At 43.0% G+C, this 18908-nt stretch carries 18 protein-coding genes; 13 read left to right on the top strand and 5 right to left on the bottom strand.

Going from position 1 to position 18908, the window contains the following annotated elements:
• Window positions 1–4 precede the first annotated feature (4 nt).
• The 8 genes from WCM76_05750 to WCM76_05715 all read left to right on the top strand — a co-directional run bounded on the left by WCM76_05750 (window position 5) and on the right by WCM76_05715 (window position 5950).
• Window positions 5–1093: a 3-methyl-2-oxobutanoate dehydrogenase subunit VorB gene (locus tag WCM76_05750; GenBank protein MEI6765126.1), complete on the top strand. Its 1089-nt coding sequence runs from the start codon at window positions 5–7 to the stop codon at window positions 1091–1093.
• A gap of 16 nt (window positions 1094–1109) precedes the next feature.
• Window positions 1110–1877 (top strand): thiamine pyrophosphate-dependent enzyme, encoded by a 768-nt coding sequence (locus WCM76_05745; GenBank protein MEI6765125.1) that lies wholly within the window; start codon window positions 1110–1112, stop codon window positions 1875–1877.
• Window positions 1878–1909: 32 nt separating this feature from the next.
• Window positions 1910–2464 (top strand): 2-oxoacid:acceptor oxidoreductase family protein, encoded by a 555-nt coding sequence (locus WCM76_05740; protein ID MEI6765124.1) that lies wholly within the window; start codon window positions 1910–1912, stop codon window positions 2462–2464.
• Between the two features lie 317 nt (window positions 2465–2781).
• Window positions 2782–3579: a TIGR02757 family protein gene (locus WCM76_05735; protein ID MEI6765123.1), complete on the top strand. Its 798-nt coding sequence runs from the start codon at window positions 2782–2784 to the stop codon at window positions 3577–3579.
• A 122-nt stretch (window positions 3580–3701) separates the two neighbouring features.
• Window positions 3702–3974 (top strand): hypothetical protein, encoded by a 273-nt coding sequence (locus WCM76_05730; GenBank protein MEI6765122.1) that lies wholly within the window; start codon window positions 3702–3704, stop codon window positions 3972–3974.
• Between the two features lie 64 nt (window positions 3975–4038).
• Window positions 4039–4476, top strand: a complete 438-nt coding sequence (locus WCM76_05725; protein ID MEI6765121.1) for a radical SAM-associated putative lipoprotein — start codon at window positions 4039–4041, stop codon at window positions 4474–4476.
• Between the two features lie 25 nt (window positions 4477–4501).
• On the top strand, window positions 4502–4837 hold the full coding sequence (locus WCM76_05720) for a hypothetical protein (protein MEI6765120.1): 336 nt from the start codon (window positions 4502–4504) through the stop codon (window positions 4835–4837).
• A gap of 18 nt (window positions 4838–4855) precedes the next feature.
• Entirely contained in the window at window positions 4856–5950 is a 1095-nt protein-coding gene (locus WCM76_05715) for a TIGR04133 family radical SAM/SPASM protein (protein MEI6765119.1), read from the top strand.
• Window positions 5951–6003: 53 nt separating this feature from the next.
• Here the strand turns inward: WCM76_05715 and WCM76_05710 are convergent, their stop codons facing one another.
• The 5 genes from WCM76_05710 to hutI form a co-directional block, all read right to left on the bottom strand.
• Window positions 6004–6876 carry a bestrophin family protein gene (locus tag WCM76_05710; protein ID MEI6765118.1) on the bottom strand — a complete coding sequence of 291 codons (873 nt, stop codon included), beginning with the start codon at window positions 6874–6876 and terminating at the stop codon, window positions 6004–6006.
• A 161-nt stretch (window positions 6877–7037) separates the two neighbouring features.
• Window positions 7038–7271: a hypothetical protein gene (locus WCM76_05705; protein ID MEI6765117.1), complete on the bottom strand. Its 234-nt coding sequence runs from the start codon at window positions 7269–7271 to the stop codon at window positions 7038–7040.
• Window positions 7272–7344: 73 nt separating this feature from the next.
• Window positions 7345–7860, bottom strand: coding sequence for a GNAT family N-acetyltransferase (locus tag WCM76_05700; GenBank protein ID MEI6765116.1), 516 nt, complete (start codon window positions 7858–7860; stop codon window positions 7345–7347).
• A gap of 9 nt (window positions 7861–7869) precedes the next feature.
• Window positions 7870–9564, bottom strand: coding sequence for a glutamate formimidoyltransferase (gene ftcD / locus WCM76_05695; protein MEI6765115.1), 1695 nt, complete (start codon window positions 9562–9564; stop codon window positions 7870–7872).
• 39 nt (window positions 9565–9603) lie between these two features.
• Window positions 9604–10863, bottom strand: coding sequence for an imidazolonepropionase (hutI, locus tag WCM76_05690; protein ID MEI6765114.1), 1260 nt, complete (start codon window positions 10861–10863; stop codon window positions 9604–9606).
• A 218-nt stretch (window positions 10864–11081) separates the two neighbouring features.
• Between hutI and WCM76_05685 the strand changes: the two genes are divergently transcribed.
• From WCM76_05685 to WCM76_05665, 5 genes are all read left to right on the top strand, one after another.
• Window positions 11082–12041 (top strand): fibrobacter succinogenes major paralogous domain-containing protein, encoded by a 960-nt coding sequence (locus tag WCM76_05685; protein MEI6765113.1) that lies wholly within the window; start codon window positions 11082–11084, stop codon window positions 12039–12041.
• A gap of 66 nt (window positions 12042–12107) precedes the next feature.
• Window positions 12108–12326 (top strand): DUF5652 family protein, encoded by a 219-nt coding sequence (locus tag WCM76_05680; GenBank protein ID MEI6765112.1) that lies wholly within the window; start codon window positions 12108–12110, stop codon window positions 12324–12326.
• Between the two features lie 158 nt (window positions 12327–12484).
• Window positions 12485–14563 (top strand): C10 family peptidase, encoded by a 2079-nt coding sequence (locus tag WCM76_05675; GenBank protein ID MEI6765111.1) that lies wholly within the window; start codon window positions 12485–12487, stop codon window positions 14561–14563.
• Window positions 14564–14611: 48 nt separating this feature from the next.
• On the top strand, window positions 14612–16723 hold the full coding sequence (locus WCM76_05670; GenBank protein MEI6765110.1) for a C10 family peptidase: 2112 nt from the start codon (window positions 14612–14614) through the stop codon (window positions 16721–16723).
• An 8-nt stretch (window positions 16724–16731) separates the two neighbouring features.
• Window positions 16732–18849 (top strand): C10 family peptidase, encoded by a 2118-nt coding sequence (locus tag WCM76_05665; GenBank protein MEI6765109.1) that lies wholly within the window; start codon window positions 16732–16734, stop codon window positions 18847–18849.
• Window positions 18850–18908: the final 59 nt, after the last annotated feature.

Genomic DNA, 18908 nt, shown 5'->3' with positions numbered 1-18908 from the left:
CTCAATAATGAAAGAATTACGGTTAATGAAAGGCAACGAAGCCGTGGCAGAAGCTGCCATCCGCGCCGGTGCCGACGGTTATTTCGGTTATCCCATCACCCCCCAGTCAGAAATACTGGAGTATCTGATGGCCGAACGCCCTTTTGAAAAAACGGGTATGGTTGTGCTGCAGGCCGAAAGCGAAGTTGCTGCCATCAATATGGTTTATGGCGGAGCTTCCTGCGGAAAAAAATGCATAACATCATCATCAAGCCCCGGAATAAGCCTTAAAATGGAAGGTATTTCCTACATGGCCGGCGCTGAGCTGCCCTGCGTTATTGTGAACGTGGTACGCGGTGGTCCCGGACTCGGAACCATACAGCCGGGACAGTCTGACTATTTTCAGGCAACCAAAGGTGGCGGACACGGTGATTACAGAATGATTGTGCTGGCTCCGGCTTCAGTTCAGGAAAGTGCCGACTTTGTTCCTCTCGGATTTGAACTCGCATTCAAATACCGTAACCCTGTGATGATTCTTACCGACGGCGTTATCGGGCAGATGATGGAAAAAGTGGAGCTCTTTGAACAGAGACCACGCTCTACTCAGGAAGAAATTATTAAGAATTCCCCCTGGGCTACCACCGGAAAAACTCCCGACAGAGAACGCAATATCATCACTTCACTCGACCTCGATTCTTCCAAACAGGAAAAGCACGTTATCAAATTGCGTGATAAATTCAGGAAAATGGAAGAGAACGAAGTTCGTTACGAAACATTCCAGTGCGAAGACGCCGAATACCTGCTCGTAGCTTTTGGCTCATCAGCACGTATATGCCAGAAAGCCGTTGATATTGCACGCGCCAAAGGTATCAAGGTCGGTCTTATCAGACCAATTACCCTGTTTCCCTTCCCATCAAAAGCAATTTCCGATTTGACTACAGACAAAGTTAAAGGAATCCTTGTTGTTGAAATGAATCTCGGACAAATGATAGAGGATGTGAAACTTGCCGTTGGCAAGGGTGTCAAAGTGGAACATTACGGACGCTACGGCGGCATCATCCCCACACCCGAAGAAACTATAGAAATGTTGCAACAAAAAATTATTGGAGGATAAGGCCATGGCTGAGATACTGACAAGAGAAGAAATTATAAAACCGGAAAACCTTGTTTACAAAAGGACAAACCTTCTTGTTGACAGGGCACTGAGCTATTGCCCCGGCTGCGGCCACGGCACGGTTCACCGTCTCGTAATGGAGACCATTGAGGAAATGGGAATACAGGCTGAAACCATCGGCATTGCGCCTGTTGGCTGCGCTGTACTTGCTTACGAATTCATGGATATAGACATGCAGCAGGCCGCTCACGGAAGAGCTCCTGCACTTGCTACTGCTGTTAAAAGACTGATGCCGGAGAAATATGTTTTCACCTATCAGGGCGATGGAGACCTTGCTGCTATTGGTACAGCCGAAACGATTCATGCCTGTAACAGGGGCGAAAATATCACCATTATCTTTATCAATAACGGTATTTATGGAATGACCGGCGGACAAATGGCACCCACAACGCTTCCCGGAATGCGCGCATCAACCTGCCCGTATGGCCGCGATACAGTAACGATGGGCAATCCGCTCAAAATAACCGAACTGGTTGCCACACTGCCCGGAACGTACTATGTAACCCGTCAGGCTGTTCATACACCCGGCAATGTGCGTAAAACCAAAAAGGCCATCCGTAAAGCGTTTGAAAACCAAAAACTCAAAAAAGGTGTTTCTTTTGTGGAAGTAGTTTCCAATTGCAATTCCGGATGGAAAATGACGCCTGTTGCGTCAAATCAGTGGATGGTGGATAATATGCTGCCGTTCTATCCCCTCGGCGACATCAAAGTTCCGACCGAATAGTCATAATGTTGAACTGAAAAATATTTAAAGATATGACCGAAGAAATTATTATTGCCGGGTTTGGTGGACAAGGTGTTTTATCCATGGGTAAGATACTTGCCTATTCCGGTGTGATGGGAAATATGGAAGTTTCGTGGATGCCCTCATACGGTCCCGAAATGCGCGGTGGAACAGCCAATGTTACCGTTATCGTCAGCGATGAGCGCATCAGTTCACCGATTCTGAAAATGGTTGATACTGCCATCATTCTGAATCAGCAATCGATGGACAAATTCGAAAACTCCGTGAAACCGGGCGGTGTCCTCATATATGATGGCAACGGCATCACACGTCATCCGGTGCGCAAAGACATCAATATTTATCGCATCGATGCTAACGACGAAGCAGCAAAACTCGGAATGCTCAAGGTGTTTAACATGATGATACTGGGCGGTTATCTTAAAATTAAACCGGTAGTGTCAACAGAGTTTATGCGTAAAGGGCTTGAGAAATCATTACCAAAACGCCATCACGGGCTTATTCCCGATAACATCAAAGCCATTGAAATTGGCGGCGAACTTATCAAGCCTGTATTCACGCTTAACTAAAATTCAACTTCTCAGATAAGGGGCTGTCTTTATAAGATAGCCTCTTTTTTTTATATCCAAATGCTTGGATGCTGAACGATTTTATTTGTAACATTATCCCGGAATTATAGCCTGAGACTCACTTTTTTTTAGAGAATACTGGGCAACCTACAGGAAAAAATGTCGAATAGCTAGATCTGAAGTGATATCGATGGTGGCATTTGCTGACAAGGGTTTTGGGTCAACGAATGCAAGCATGCCGGCAGCAAATTTTATTGCTCCCACTGTATAGTTTAACGGGATTCGGAAGTATAATTAATTCTAATGCACAACTAAATTTGAAAAACACCAAAAATCTGCCATTTAATGACCTCAGGGAATTTCTTGACAATAAGTGCGTGCAGTATGAAACTCCAGCTTTTATTGAACACGATCCGGTTGCAATACCGCATTATGTGCTCGCAACAGGTGGTCGGAAAGAAGATATTGAAATCGCCGCATTTCTTTCCGCCATTATTGCATGGGGGCAGCGCCCGGTAATCGTAAAAAATGCATTTACCTTGCTTTCGCTGATGGATGAACGGCCGTATGAATTTGTAATGAATGCCGGCACACACGAATTCAAAACGCTGAAAAGCTTTGTGCACCGAACGTTCAACAGTACTGACCTTGTCTTTTTTATTAAAAGTTTAAAACAGATATATGCCGTTCATGGTGGAATGGAGAAGGTGTTTTCTGATGGATTTGCTGAAACAGAAACGGTGAAAGGAGCGATTATACATTTCCGTAAGTTGTTCCTGCAGCAGCGCCATGAGCCACGGGCAGAAAAACATCTTTCGGATCCGGAGCGGAATTCCGCTGCCAAGCGTATCAATCTTTTTCTGCGATGGATGCTGCGCAAAGGCTGCGTGGATTTTGGATTGTGGAAAGGTATACCTGCATCGGCGCTTGTGTGCCCGCTTGATGTACATACGGGAAATGTCTCACGCGCCCTTGGTCTGTTAACCCGCACTCAGAGCGACTGGAAAGCCGTAGAAGAGCTGGCGGCAGCTCTGCGCAGTCTGGATGCAGATGATCCTGTCCGCTATGATTATGCTTTATTCGGGCTTGGTATGTACGAAGGTTTCGGACGATAATGCTCTGTCATTTCAAGGCAGCATAATTTACTTGCTTTTCTGACGTTTTTATTTATATTTTTGTGATAGTCGATTTACTTTTTGAGTTTTGAATTGTCTAAGCCATAACACCTCGGAATAACATGAATCTTCAGAGAGAACAGGGTGCGAAATACGGACGCTATTTTAAACAGTTGCGCATAAAATCATCCATGCTTTCAACTTCAGTGAAGATACTTGGTATTTGCGTGACCTGTTTTCTGCTTGAGGCATGTTACGGTGCTCCGCGGTCGACGTTTAAAAAACTACCGTCCACGGATAAGAAAAATGCAGAACTTGCTCCCCAAAATAGTGCAGTGAAACAAGCTGCCACTGTGGAATCAAAAACGCATGAAGCCGGGGTATCAACAAGGTAAGCTTATATTATTTGTATGAGAATGTTTACACTGTTTACTTAATAATATTAATAATATTTGAACGATGAAGCCCTTTAATAGTAACGTTTACGTAAGATTGTACCTGAAATTGCTCGGGCTATTGGGCGCCCTGTTTTTTGTGTCCTGCGACCGCGGGAATGATGGTATCATCGCCATGTACGGTGCACCCGTGAACGGTTATAAAGAAGTGCGTTTTCACGGAACAGTGAAGTCGGCGGATTCATTGCAGGTACTGCCCGACCTGAATGTTGATTTTTTCAGTGATCAGATGAGGATTTTGTTTACCAGCACAGATCTGGGCGGTGAATACTCATTTGTTCAGGGCGTGTATGAGGGTGAGAAGTACAGGCTGAAAGTTTCAGATACGGATTCGGTGGCAAACAACGGGCAGTTCGAAGCAAAAGAAATAGAGATTGTTATTTCAGGAAGGGATATAGGAGATAAAGAACACAAGGCAGATATTTTACTAAAACGAAAATAATTACAGATAATTTAAATACATTTTTATGAAGAAAAATATTCTGAAATTACAGAGCGGTGTCTATCGCAACATTCTTATTTTTCTTGGACTGTTCGGGCTTGTATTTGCTTCGGGTTGCGGCGCAAATAAAGAGAAAGAAATGCAGGCTAAGAATGATTCTATCGCTGCCGCAAAAAAGAAAAGCGATTCCGTTGCCCGTGCCGACTCCACTGTAAAAGCACAGCAGGCTGTTGAAATGGCAAGGCAGGATTCTATCACAAAAGCAAAAGAAGATTCCATTGCCAAAGCAAAAAAGAAGGTGAACACCTTTAAACCTGTGCATGTGGTTACCAAATATGGTATTCCTGTTAAGCGTGACTAACCTAGAAACCTAACCGATTTGAACCCTGTAAAACCTTCGTTCAGGAAAAAACTTGCACTGAACGTATTTCAGAAGTATGCCAATGTGCAGACACAACTGCACGAGCTTTCTTATTTTTTCTGGGAATGTACGCTGCGCTGTAATATCAGTTGCCAGCATTGTGGCAGCGATTGCCGTTCAGAAAATAATATCAAGGATATGCCTGCCGACGATTTTCTGAAAGTGACCGCGCAGGTGGCAAAGCATTATGATCCGCATAAGGTGATGATTGTGATTACCGGGGGCGAGCCCTTGTTACGCAAAGATTTGGAGTATGTGGGAAAGGAATTATACAAACAGGGATTTCCCTGGGGATTTGTTACCAATGGCTATGCACTTACACCAGAGCGCTTTCGCGATTTAATTAACAGCGGGCTGCGTTCCATGACCATCAGCCTCGACGGTTTTAAAGAAAGCCACAACTGGCTGCGTGGAAATAAGAACAGCTGGGATAAAGCTATTGACGCTGTAAAAACAATCGTAAAGGAACCCGGTTTTGTGTACGATGTGGTTACCTGTGTGAATCAACGAAACATTGGTGAACTGCGCGAACTGCGCGATTATCTTATCGGTATTGGCGTAATAAAATGGCGGGTATTTACCATTTGCCCGATTGGCCGTGCCAAAACAAATCCGGAGTTGAACATCACCAACGAGCAGTTTGTAGATATCATGGAGTTTATAAAAGAAACCCGCGATCAGGGAAAAATCTCTGCAAGTTATGGCTGCGAAGGTTACTTAGGCGGATTTGAAGCGGAAGTACGCGATAGCTTTTTCTTCTGCCGTGCCGGCATCAACATTGCCTCGGTACTTGCCGATGGGACTATCTGCGCATGCCCGAACATCAACCGCGGAGAATTCGCACAGGGCAACATTTACACAGACGATTTTATGGATGTGTGGAACAACAGATTTCAAAAAATGCGTGACCGCAACTGGACTAAAACCGGCATTTGCGAGGACTGCAAAGAATTCAAATATTGTCGTGGAAACGGTATTCACTTACGCGATGTGCCCAATCAAACCGTGATGCGCTGCCACCTCGACATGATTAAAAAAGCAAGTAATAGGTAACAGTCACTCTCGACTTTCGACTCACGACTCACGACTCTTGACTCACGACTCTTTTACAAAAGAATTTCCTTCACATTTTTCTCTATAGTCACACAGATAGTATCAACCGGCAGGTCGTTGGGGTCATCGCCAAACGGATCTTCTATTTCTACGCCTATTTCATTGATGCCAAGCAATACAACGGAAATGATTCCGACAACCGGAACCGCCAGCCAGTGGAGTTTGTCGAACATTCCGAAAGGCAATGCAAGAAAATATATCATGATGAATAATTGAAGATGGCTGGCGTAAGCAAACGGAATAGGAGTGAAGCGGATGCGTTCCATACCGCCCATATTACCTGTTACGGCGCCAAGTTCTGCCATGATAATTTTATATTCCGGATCACCCCTGAAGCCGCTATTCACTTTCAAATCAGTAATGCGTTCTTGTATCAGGCGCATGATGGTATTGGGAACATGGTCGCTGTCTTTAACTGTTTCTTTGAATTCAGGTCTCAACATATTCATTGTTTCTTCAGTAACTCCGTCGCGAAGACGGTCTTTAACGGCATGGTTAAAAACAGCAATTAATTCAACAAATTCTTCACGTAATTTTTTATTTTCTTTTGGTATCACACTATTCAGCAACTGTGAAATATTCCTGAATGAATTTACATTTGAACCAAGCAATTTGCGTCCTTCCCAAAAGCGGTCGTATGAAGTATTGGTGCGGAACACAAGCAGTAAGCCAAGTGCTAATCCTACAACGTTGTACACCAACGGATCAATTTGTTTTTCTTTAGGAATATAACCAAGATGATACAGATATATAACCAGCGATGTCCAAAGCATAAAGAAAATTACTCTGGGCAATACATTCGCTACAACTGTTCCTCTCCAAGCAAACAGATGACTTAACCATTTTTTATTGTCATAATTAATCATAGCAATACATGTCTTTGAATTATTATTAAAATTTAAAGTTTGAGCCGACCACAAAAATAATTAAATGCGTCATGGCGACGAGGGACGACGAAGCAATCTTTTGTAAAAGCAATGACGAAAGTGATTTTTCTGATTGGATTCAAGATTCGAAAAATCAAATGCTAATCGAAATCCATTTCGCTTCCGCCAATTCTGCTATTATTGGTTTCGTCGCCTGATTTTTTCTGACTGACTTTACTCAGGGCTTTGGCCATCAAACCGTGAATCAGCTCATCGTCTTTTTTCTTTTTACGAAAATCAAGAACACGGCATGAATTGCAGCAATACTTCTGGACAAAGCGTCTTTTAGGGATAAAAGCGTCTCCGCAGTAGGCGCAGGTGATTTCTTTTGCCATCGGTAATTGTTTTTTTTGTTAATGCAAATTTACGCATGATGCAAAAAAATGCAAGATGTTTCTGGGAAATGGATTAACAGGGGCGTGTTAATTTCATGAAAAGCTGGTCGCTGTAGGTAATGCCGCGTTTAAAATAATTCTTTTCAACTGCAAAGACACTAAATCCCATTTTTTCGTAGAACTTCACCGCCGTTATATTATCGGCAATTACACTCAGTTTGATTTCTTCTATACTCGGATCCGAAAAACACGCGTCAATCAGCCTATTCACAAGGGCTGTTCCAGTGCCTTGTCCTGTATATTCCCTGCGGATGTACATCTGCACCAACTCGCCTTTGTGTCTGGCCCGAATTCGGGGAAGCCTCTCGAATCCTACAATACCAATCAACTCATTGTTATTGAATGCGCCGAACATGAAATTTTCGCTGTTGGACTCCTTAAGGAATTTCTCGAATTTAAGCTCTGCAACCGCTGATTCTTCTTCGACGGTTGTCCCGAAAAGGTCAGCATGCCGCAACAGGCATTCTAAACGCAAAGCCCTGTATGCAGCGACATCCGTGCTTTCTAATTTGCGATAAGTGAGACTCAAAAAATATAATTATTTGATTTTATCGTTAACGTACGTTAATATTTCCTGCTCCAATTTCAGTGCTTTTTGCTCAATTTCCGCGCCTTCGTTAATAAGCGTTTCAGCAAACGGTCTGTCTTTTAATCCTGATGCATTTACTTTTACATTAAGATAGGCACCCATAATAGCAGAACGGGCACAGAGTGCACCAACGCCTGCATCGGTAATTGAGTTGGGATTTCCCTGCTCTACCATTGCCTTTATAACTTCGAATGAGGCGAATGCTTTTTTCATGGTGAGCAATGGAATTTCTGTCGCATATTTTGTTGCTTCCTGAATGGCGTTATCACGGGCTGCTTTTTCGGCATCATTTCCTTTAGGAAGACCAAAAGCATCCATAATTTTATTGAAGGCATTGGTGTCTTCGTCAACAAGAGCAAGTAATTCTTCTTTTATCTTCTGACCTTTTTCGGCCCAGATTGAAAACTCTTCCCAACGCTCGTCCCATCCGGCTTTATGCGACGACAGATTGGCTACCATGCTGGCAAGTGCAGCTCCCAGTGCACCCATGTATGCCGAAATAGATCCACCACCGGGAGCCGGAGATTCGGAAGCTGTTTCATCGGCAAAAGCTTTACAACTCATGTCGATGAGTCTTTTTGTGTTGCCTTCTTCTGAGGCGGCAATCACATACTCAATTATTTTTTCTTTTGGATTGAAAGGTTTTAAATCGTCCAGACCAAGCGATTTCACAGCAATTTTGATAATTTCTTCTTCTGAAATGCCGCAAGAACGTTTCTGTTTTTTTAGAAAATATTTGCCTGCATCGAGCATTGCTTTGAGCGGTATCAGTCCAACAAGTTCAGATCCTGTAACGCGCAAACCGCGATCCTGTGCCTTAGCACATGCTTCTTCAAAAGCTGTGTGAACGGGTGTTATGCTGATGTTGGTGAGGTTGATGGATATTTGTGCGATGCCGTATTCCTCGATAAACCATCCGATGGCTTTGCATGCTTTGAGGGTTCCGGGAATCATCACCTGATTGCCATCTTTATCTTTTACAATTTTACCTGTTACGGGGTTTCCTTCGCGCATGGGACGGCCTTTTTCGCGTATATCAAAAGCGATGGCATTGGCTCTGCGTGTAGAAGTTGTATTGAGATTTACATTGTATGCAACCAGAAAATCGCGAGCGCCAACTGCCGTTGCACCTGCCGTTGCGTTGAATGCGGCAGGTCCGAAATCGGGTTTCCAGTGCGGGTCTGACAGTTTTTTCGGAAGCCCTTCATATTCTCCTGCCCTGCAGTTGGCAAGGTTTCTGCGCTCTTCCGTAAATGCTGCATTTTCGTAACAATACACAGGTATGTTCAGTTCTTTTCCGATGCGTTCAGCGAGTTTCCGTGCGTAGGCTGCCGTTTCTTCCATACTGATTCCTGCAATGGGTATCAACGGGCATACATCGGTTGCGCCAAATCGTGGATGTTCGCCTTTATGATGACGCATATCTATTACTTCGCTTGCCCTTTTTACACCACGGAAAGCGGCTTCAATAACGGCTTCTGGTGTTCCAACAAGTGTAACAACCGTGCGATTGGTTGCTTTTCCGGGGTCAACATCAAGCAGTTTGATACCTTCTACGGTTTCTATGGCATCTGTTATTGTCTTGATGATGGCCATATCGTTTCCTTCGCTGAAATTAGGGACGCATTCTATCAGTTGTTTCATATCGTTGTTTTTTCTGTGGGTGCGAAAATATAAAAATCCTCAGTTTTTACTTGTTATTTTCCCGTTAAGGATAACGGTTTCCACTTTATTACTGCCAAATGCATAGGGCATAAACTCATAGGTGGAAATGGGTTTTGTGATAAACACATTGGCTTTTTTGCCGATGGCGATGCTGCCCAGTTCGTCGCTTACACCCATGGCGTAAGCACTGTTCAGTGTTACTGCATTTATTGCTTCTTCAGGAAGCATGCGGTATTTGATAGCAGCGAGTGAAAGAATAAATTGCATATTTCCTGAAGGCGCCGAACCGGGATTAAAATCGGAGGCTAATGCAAGCGGTAATCCTGCGTCTATCATTTTCCGTGCAGGTGCATAAGGCATTCCCAGAAACAAAGCTGCCCCGGGCAATAGTGTAGGCATGGTTTCCGAACCTAACAGCGCTGCAATTTCTGCCTCACCGGTGTATTCCAGATGGTCAACAGAAAGCGCGTTGTACTTTACGCCTGCCTGGATTCCACCCGAGTAATCCAATTCATTGGCGTGGATTTTCGGGCGCAGTCCGTATTTCATGCCTGCCATTAAAATGCGTTCGGTATCTTCAACGGTAAAAAATCCTTTATCGCAAAAGACATCAATAAAATCAGCAAGCTCGGCAGATGCAACCTGCGGAATCATTTCGTTGATAATAAGGTCAACATATTCCGTCTGTCTTCCTTTGTATTCGGTCGGTACGGCATGTGCTCCTAAGAATGTGGCTTTTATGGTAAGTGGTGAAATTTCTTTAAGCTTTTTGATTACTCTCAGCATTTTCAATTCATCTTCAACTGACAGACCATAACCGCTTTTTATTTCAACAGCACCGGTTCCGTAGGTAATAATCTCGTTTAAACGTGCGAGTGCCTGCTCGGTAAGTTCTTCTTCGGAGGCATCGTGCAAACGTTTTGCAGAATTCAGGATGCCACCACCGCGTCTGGCAATTTCTTCATACGAAAGACCTTTTATTTTATCTATGTATTCTATTTCGCGGCTACCGGCATATACCAAATGCGTATGCGAATCGCAAAAGCTGGGAAAAACCATTCTTCCGGATGCATCAATCAGAGTTGCTTCTTTTTCTACATTCAGTTTTTCCATATCCTGCATGGTTCCGTATGCACGAATGAGCCCGTTATCAAGGCAAAGGAATGCATTATTAAGAACCCCGAGCTTGGACATTTCGCTTCCGGACCTGAGCATCAGGGTTTCCGGACTGTGGTCGATACCCACGAGTTGCTTGATATTCGTTATTATTATTGTCATAGGAAATAGGATAATGGGCAAATTTATGAAATATTGCCACTCATGATGTAAATATGGCATGATGAATTTTACAAAGTAAATTCTTCGTTATTTGAATGAAGGAATCACATCAATTTGTGTTATTCCAAAACCTTTAATATATTTGTAAATCGGATGCTTATCTGCAAATGAAGCAAAGAATAATCAAAAGCGATTTCTTTTACAATAAACAATTAGGAATGATGAGAAAAATTGGACTCTTTTTTATATTATTTATTTTGGGGTTCGGTGGATTTGCCCAAAATAAAAAAGATCAAATAGAGAAACTCACAAGGCAGGTTGACAGTTTGGTGCAGGTTGTTAATTTGAAAAATCAGGTTATTGATGCGAAGCAAGCTCAAATGTATGCGTGGCAGAAAGAACTGATATTAGTTAAAGAAAAACTGGCTGCCGCGCAAAACAATGTGCAGGAACTTACTGTGAAAATGGATACTTTGCGAGATTCAGTTGCGCATGTATTGAAGCAAAATCAGGCAGTTCCCGTTCAGAATGCCATTGTAAATAATGTTCCTGCCGAAGGAAATAAAAAAACAGACTCTGTAAGCGTTAAACCTGTCATTGGTGAAGCTAAAGACAAAAAGAAAGCACTGCAAACGACCTGGGCATATGCGAATCTGGATGTATATACTTTCAGAAATGGCGATACAATTCCTGAAGCAAAGTCGGATGCGGCATGGTTAAAAGCAGGGAATGAAAACAAACCGGCATGGTGCTATTATGGATATGATCAGGCAAACCAAAAAGTCTATGGGAAACTTTACAATTGGTATGCTATAACTGACCCGCGCGGATTAGCGCCAAACGGTTGGCACATTCCTGATGTGGCCGAATGGAATGAGCTTACCAATTATTTTGGTTCTGATGCAGGTAAAAAAATGAAAAGCACCAGTGGTTGGTCCGACTTTAAAGGCCGAACCGGTAACGGCAATAATACAAGTGGTTTTTCGGGGCTTCCCGGCGGTATGCGTTACGGCGATGGCACCTATAATTACGTGGGTACGGGCGGCTACTGGTGGACATCGACAGAAAATAAGGCCGGCAGCGCCTGGCATCGCGCTCTTTATGGCACTGCCAATAATGTAATCAAGAGCTTCAGCAACAAGCAGAACGGGCTGTCGGTAAGGTGTGTGAAAGATTAAACGCAGGTCATTATATTGATGCAAATTAACGATTATTAATGTTTATTAACGCAAACAGAAATAGCGATGGATTCACAAATGTTTGTTTTGGGTACCTGGGAAATATGCTTCATTATACTAATCATTTTCATTGCAGTATGCGATGGCATTTTAAAACTTATTGCCATGTGGAAAGCCGCATGCAACCGGGAGCTCGCATGGTTTATTCTGCTTGCAGTATTTAATACAATGGGAATACTCCCGTTGATCTACATCCTTATGAAAAGGAAAAAGCCGGCTGCTTAGCACCTAAGAGCGCTTTCAGCGATAACTATCCGATGGTTCAGGTTAAAGTTTCGTTAATCACGAAAGTGGGTTAATTGAGGCATTTATGTGTGTTCATTTTTTTTGTATTTTTGTATTAATAAGACAGATAGCAATATCCCGTAACCCTAATCCACCGTATGAAAAAACTGTGCTATGTGCTGCCCGCACTGCTCATATTTGTTACTCTCAAAACTTTTGCTGCTAACGTTGATGTTGAAACCGCCCGAAAGGTTGGGGTAAATTATTTTTATGAGCGGCTGAGTCAGGTTCAGAATGTAAAAATTTCGGATATTAAAATTACCGGAAGTTCAACAGAGTATGTTGGTACAACGCCTGTTTATTATACGTTTAATACAAGTCCCGCAGGCTTTATTATCATTTCTGCCGATGACGCCTGTTATCCGGTAATTGGCTATTCTCTTGACCGGAACCTTGATTTCGAAAACCAGCCAACAGAATTCAAATGGTGGATGAAACAGATGGCTGCTCAAGTGAGTTATGCCGTTGAGCATGCACTTAAAGCCGATGCCGGAATTGCAGGTTTATGGAGTTATTATGAATCTGCAAATGATGCCCAGCTTTCATCCTTAAAATCCAAAGTTGTTACTCCTTTACTCACGTCTAACTGGGATCAGGGAAAGTATTATAATCAGCTATGCCCAACCGCAATTGATGGTCCTGATGGGCACGCTCTTGTTGGTTGTGTGGCAACATCAATGGCTCAGGTGATGTTTTATTACCGTTATCCGGTGAACGGACTGGGAACGCACGCTCTCATTAATTTGTCGAATGTGTATTATCGCTGGAATGAAATGGTAAATGAGCCTACCAACTATAATTATGGGATTGCAGAACTTTGCTTTCATGCCGGTAAAACGGTAAATATGAATTATAGTGGTACTGCTTCAGGTGCACAAACTCAAGATATTCCCGGTGCCATGAAAAGTCATTTCAGATATAATGCCGCGATTGGTTATGAAAGCAGGCAGGATTATGATGCAACAAGCTGGGCAGCGTTGTTGCGAAGTAACCTCGATGCGAAGCATCCGGTTATTTATTCTGGTACCGATCCGAATAATGGTGGTCATGCATGGGTATGCGACGGTTATCAGGGCACCGACCAGTTTCATATGAACTGGGGCTGGGGTGGAGCCGCAAACGGTTATTTTACTACGGCAAATCTTGCAGTGGGTGGATATATTTTTTCTGACTGGCAGGGCGCGGTTGTAAATATTTATCCGGGTACGGGATATCCCGCATATTGCAGCGGAACCCTGAATACGATTACCTATTCCAACGGTACCGTTGAAGACGGCAGCGGCATCAATAATTATCAGAATAATAACGATTGCAGATGGCTTATAGCGCCGGCTGAACCGGTGTCACATATTAATTTTAGCTTCGTGCGGTTCGAAACCGAAGGAACAAATGATGTTCTGACTATTTATGACGGCGATAATATTTCGGCACCTGTGCTCGGAACATTTTCCGGATTAAGCCTTCCTACCTACGTTACATCTTCGGGAGATAAAATGCTGCTTCGTTTTACCACTAATGGCAGCACAACCGGCGCAGGCTGGCTTGGAGAATTTCATTGTACGTTTCCTGTATTCTGTTCAGGCGTAACCACGCTTACAGCGCCGAGCGGGAGTTTTGATGATGGCAGTGGCACGAATAATTATTCATATAACCAAACGTGCCGTTGGGTAATCAATCCACCGAATACTGCCAGTATAAGTCTGAGTTTTTCTGATTTCAGCATTGCCAGCGATGACTATGTTAAAGTATATGATCAGATTGCTAATGTTGAAGTAGCCAATTATACAGGCACTACCATCCCTTCTACTCAAGTGTATAATTCAAGCAAAATAATGGTTCTGCTGAAGACCAACAGTTATACGAATGCGCCCGGTTTTAGCTGCTCCTACAACAGCACTGCACTGGGTATTGGTGAAAACGCAGTATCCGGTTCGCTTGAGGTTTATCCGAATCCTGCAACAACCAGCCTCAACGTAAACTTCATCTCGGTTTCAAATACAGATGCCTCAATTGACATTCTTTCAATTACGGGCGAAAAGGTTTATTCCATGATGCAGCAGACTAGCAACGGGGCATTCAGGTCAGTGATTGATGTGTCGGGGTTTGCTAAAGGCGTGTATTTTTTAAGAATCGGAACGAATAACGAATCCGTTATTCGTAAGATTGTATTAATGTAAAACAGGATCCGGTCCGGGCTGAATTCGGGCTTGCTACAAAGGATAAGCATGAGAGTTCTAAAAATATTTATTCTGATTTTATTGCTGCCGCTGTTTTCGTTTGCATCCCGCGTTTCACAAAAAGATGCAGAACGGCTTGCAATAAATTTTTATTACGAAAAGGTAAATCAATACAATGATGTTGCCTTCGTGGATATCGGCATAACAGAACGGTATGAAAAAACAGTGAACGGCTCTGTTGTGTATTATGTTTTTAATATCAACACCGGTGGTTTTGTAATCGTTTCTGCCGAAAATTCTGTAATTCCGGTGCTTGGCTATTCCTTTCAAAACAGTTATAATCCAAGCAAAATGCCTCCGGTTTTTGAACGGTGGATGCAGGATTACGAAACTCAGGTATTATGGGCTATCACAAATAATTATCCTGTTAAAAAAAATGTGAGTGACGAATGGAATCGGCTGTTGACAAGTGCTCCGTCAGGTCTTAAAAATCTTAAATCAGGTAAATCTGTTTTACCTTTAATAAAAACAACCTGGGATCAGGGAAAATATTATAATGCGGATTGCCCTGCCGGGCAGGGTGGTCCCGATGGGCATGCCTGGGCAGGTTGTGTACCTGCGGCGATGGGGCAAATTATGAATTATTATCGTTGGCCTGAACAGGGTGTGGGTGCCTATACTTACGTTCATCCTACATATGGAACGCTTTCTGCTGATTTTGGATCTACAGATTACCGCTGGGATGAAATGCCACTGAAACTTACTAAGTATAATGATGCTGTTGCTGAATTGCTTTTCCATCTGGGCGTTTCAGTTGATCTTGATTATGGTGCAGGCGGCTCGGGAATGTTCAATCATAAAGCAGCGTGGTCGCTCAGAAATTATTTCAAATATTCACCTTCGTGCGAATATATTTTCCGGGATACCTGTACTCAAAACTGGAAAGGAATAATCCTGGCGCATCTGGATAAGCATAAACCGTTATACTATGCCGGATGGGCTGATACAAGCAATATTTCAGGGCATGCTTTTGTTTGCGACGGTTATCAGGATACCACCTATTTTCATTTTAACTGGGGCTGGAGCGGTTCGTACGACGGCTATTTTACTCTTGATAACCTTATGCCGGGCGGCAATGATTTTACCCTGGATCATGAGCTTATTGTCAACTTTTTTCCAGACAGCAGCCAGGGATATCCCGTTAGCTGCAGCGGAACAAAAACTATTTTAGCACAGTCAGGAACAATTGAAGACGGAAGCGGTCCTCTGAACAGTTATGGCAATAATTTTGACTGTCAATGGCTCATTGCTCCTGCCGATTCTGTAAATTCAATCGTGCTGACCTTCATTGATTTTAATACTCAGGCAGATTCCGATGTTGTAATTGTGTATGACGGTGCTTCAACTGCTGATCCAGTTCTCGGCACATTCTCTGGAAATAATGTGCCGGCTCAGATTTCATCATCCGGTGATCAGATGCTTGTCAGATTTCTAACAAACGCCGATACCGCAATGTCAGGATGGTTGGCAACATACGCCTCGGTAATTCCGGTTTATTGTACGGGACTTACTGACATGACGGCATCTTCGGGAAGCCTGAGTGATGAGAGTGGAAATAATCAGAATTACCACAATAATTCGTTGTGTCGTTGGCGTATTCAACCTGTTGGCGCAAGTAGTGTAACACTTCATTTCAGTTCCTTTGCGTTGGCTTCCGATGATTATGTTGAGGTAACAGAATTACCGTCGGGTACAGTACTGGCGCATTTTACGGGCGACTCAGTTCCGTCGGATGTAACAAGTCTCACCGGAAAAATGCTGGTCAAATTTTTATCGAATGGCCAAAATACGGCAGCAGGCTGGGAAGCCGGTTATACCTCAGTCTCCGGAATAGATGAGAATAATGGATTCAATGGGTTAACTGTATTTCCAAATCCTGCAGAAAACAGTTTTACCTTTTCACTGGATGTTGCGACGCTTCAGGATTTGAGAATTTCAATACAGGATATTACAGGTCGTGATGTTTACCGGCGGTTATACGAAAAAATATCAGGCAACTTTACCGATGAAATAGATATTTCTAATCTGCCTTCAGGAATGTTTTTCTTTTCTGTTGAAGGAAAAAATAATAAAAATATTACTAAATTAGCTCACTTCTAAAACGCTGCATGGTACATAAAATTATAAAATTAGGACTCGCTTTTATTTTATCAATACCGGTAATGTCCGGTATTTCTTTTGCGCAGAAAGTAAATGTCAACAAGGCACGTCAGGCCGCAAATAGCTTCGTATCTCAGTATGCTCCTGATAATATTAATAATGAAATTAAAGGTGTAGGTGATCTGGTAAAAGCGAGCACTTATAAAAATACGGTAACCTATTATGTGTTCAATGTTGTCAATGGCGGTTTTGTAATTATTTCTGCCGATCAAAGCGTATTTCCACTTTTAGGATATTCATTTGAAAATAATTTTTCGTTGGAAAATGCTTCTCCTGAATTTTCGTGGTGGATGCGGCAATACGAAGAGCAAATATTTAATAGCGTCTCTGATAAAATTCCTGCAGGCGTTTCTGCAAGCAATGCCTGGAATGATTTGCTGGCAGGCAGGCAAATACAGTCATTTGAGAGTAAAGGCATGAAATCAATGGCTCCCTTGCTGCGTTCTACGTGGGATCAAGGCATTTTTTACAATATGGTTTGCCCAATTGATACTGCCGGTCCGGGTGGGCATGTATGGTCGGGATGCGTTGCTACCTGTATGGCACAAACAATGTATTATTACCGTTTTCCATTACAGGGAACAGGCTCCCATGGTTATACTTCTGACTATGGTTATCTTTTTGCCGATTTTGCAAATACTACTTATGACTGGAACGCTATGCAGGATAATATCGGAAACTATTATAATTCCGAGATGTCGAAAATACAATACCATTGCGGCATTGCTGTTGACATGATGTATTCTCCCGATGGCTCTGGTGCGTATATGGAAGATGCCGTCAATGCAATGATAAATAATTTCGGATACAATCCGGGCGGGCAGTTATACAACCGTTATAATTACAGCGATAGTCAATGGAAATCTATGCTGCGCAGCAATCTTGATAATAAATGGCCTGTAATTTACTCCGGTCATGGTCCTGATGGTGGTCATGCTTTTGTATGCGACGGCTATCAGAATTCTGATTATTTTCATTTCAACTGGGGTTGGAGCGGGGCGTTTGACGGATATTTTTACCTCGATAATCTGAATCCGGGTTATACCTTTAATTCAGGTCAGCAGGCAGGTTTAGACCTTTATCCGGCAACCCAATATCCTTATTATTGTTCAGGAAGTAAAACCCTGACGGGTGTGCGCGGCTCTGTTGAAGACGGCAGCGGTCCCATCGAAAATTATCAAGCCAATGCCGACTGTTACTGGCTCATCGCACCATCGGAGCCTACACAGTCAATCATTTTAGAATTTCGTGATTTTATTACCGAAGCCGGGAATGATGTGGTAACGGTATATGATGGCGCCTCAACGAGCGATTCAGTATTAGGCGTTTTTTCGGGAAATACGATACCTGCCACCATTCAATCTACGGGTAATAAAATGCTGATACGTTTTGTTTCTGACAATGCAAATAACGCTTCAGGCTGGTTTGCCTCCTACCGAACCGTGAAATATCAGTTTTGTGATTTTATGATGGAACTCACCGAACCTGCCGGCAGTTTTTCGGATGGTAGTGATATCAATAATTACAACAATAATACTATTTGCCATTGGCGAATCAGACCGCCGGGTGCGCATGCCATAACACTCAATTTTACTTCGCTTGATATAGAAGCGGGTAATGATATGGTGAAGGTTTACAACGAATCAACCAATACCGAAGTAGCAGAGTGGACGGGCAATACGTTGCCAACCTCGATGACTATTTATACTGGTAAAGTGCTTATCACTTTTGTTACAAATTCACTGAATACAGGTGCGGGTTGGGATGCTAATTACACAAGTTCTACTTCTGCGGTTGAGGGAACTAATATGAATTCCGGGATGCTTATTTATCCAAATCCTGCAAACGATATTATTAATGTTTCCGGAATTGCAGCAGAGTCGGGTGTATTGAATATTTCGCTTTTCGACAGCCGTGGAATGGAGGTTTTATCATCAGTCACAAATCCGGCCATTAGCGGTCAGTTTGCTGCAACCATTGATATAAGCGGTCTGGCATCGGGCATTTACTTTATGAAATTGCAAAGCGCCCTTGGGACTTCTCATTATAAAATTGTTGTGAAATAAGCATTCTTCCATTGTCAGTTCTGACTTTGTACTGTTTTTGTGTTAATAAAGGTGTTGAT

The sequence above is a fragment of the Bacteroidota bacterium genome, from assembly GCA_037133915.1.
GTDB lineage: Bacteria > Bacteroidota > Bacteroidia > Bacteroidales > CAIWKO01 > JBAXND01.
The sequence above is the reverse complement of the archived record's forward strand: the minus strand, read 5'-3'. Positions and strand labels throughout refer to the sequence as shown.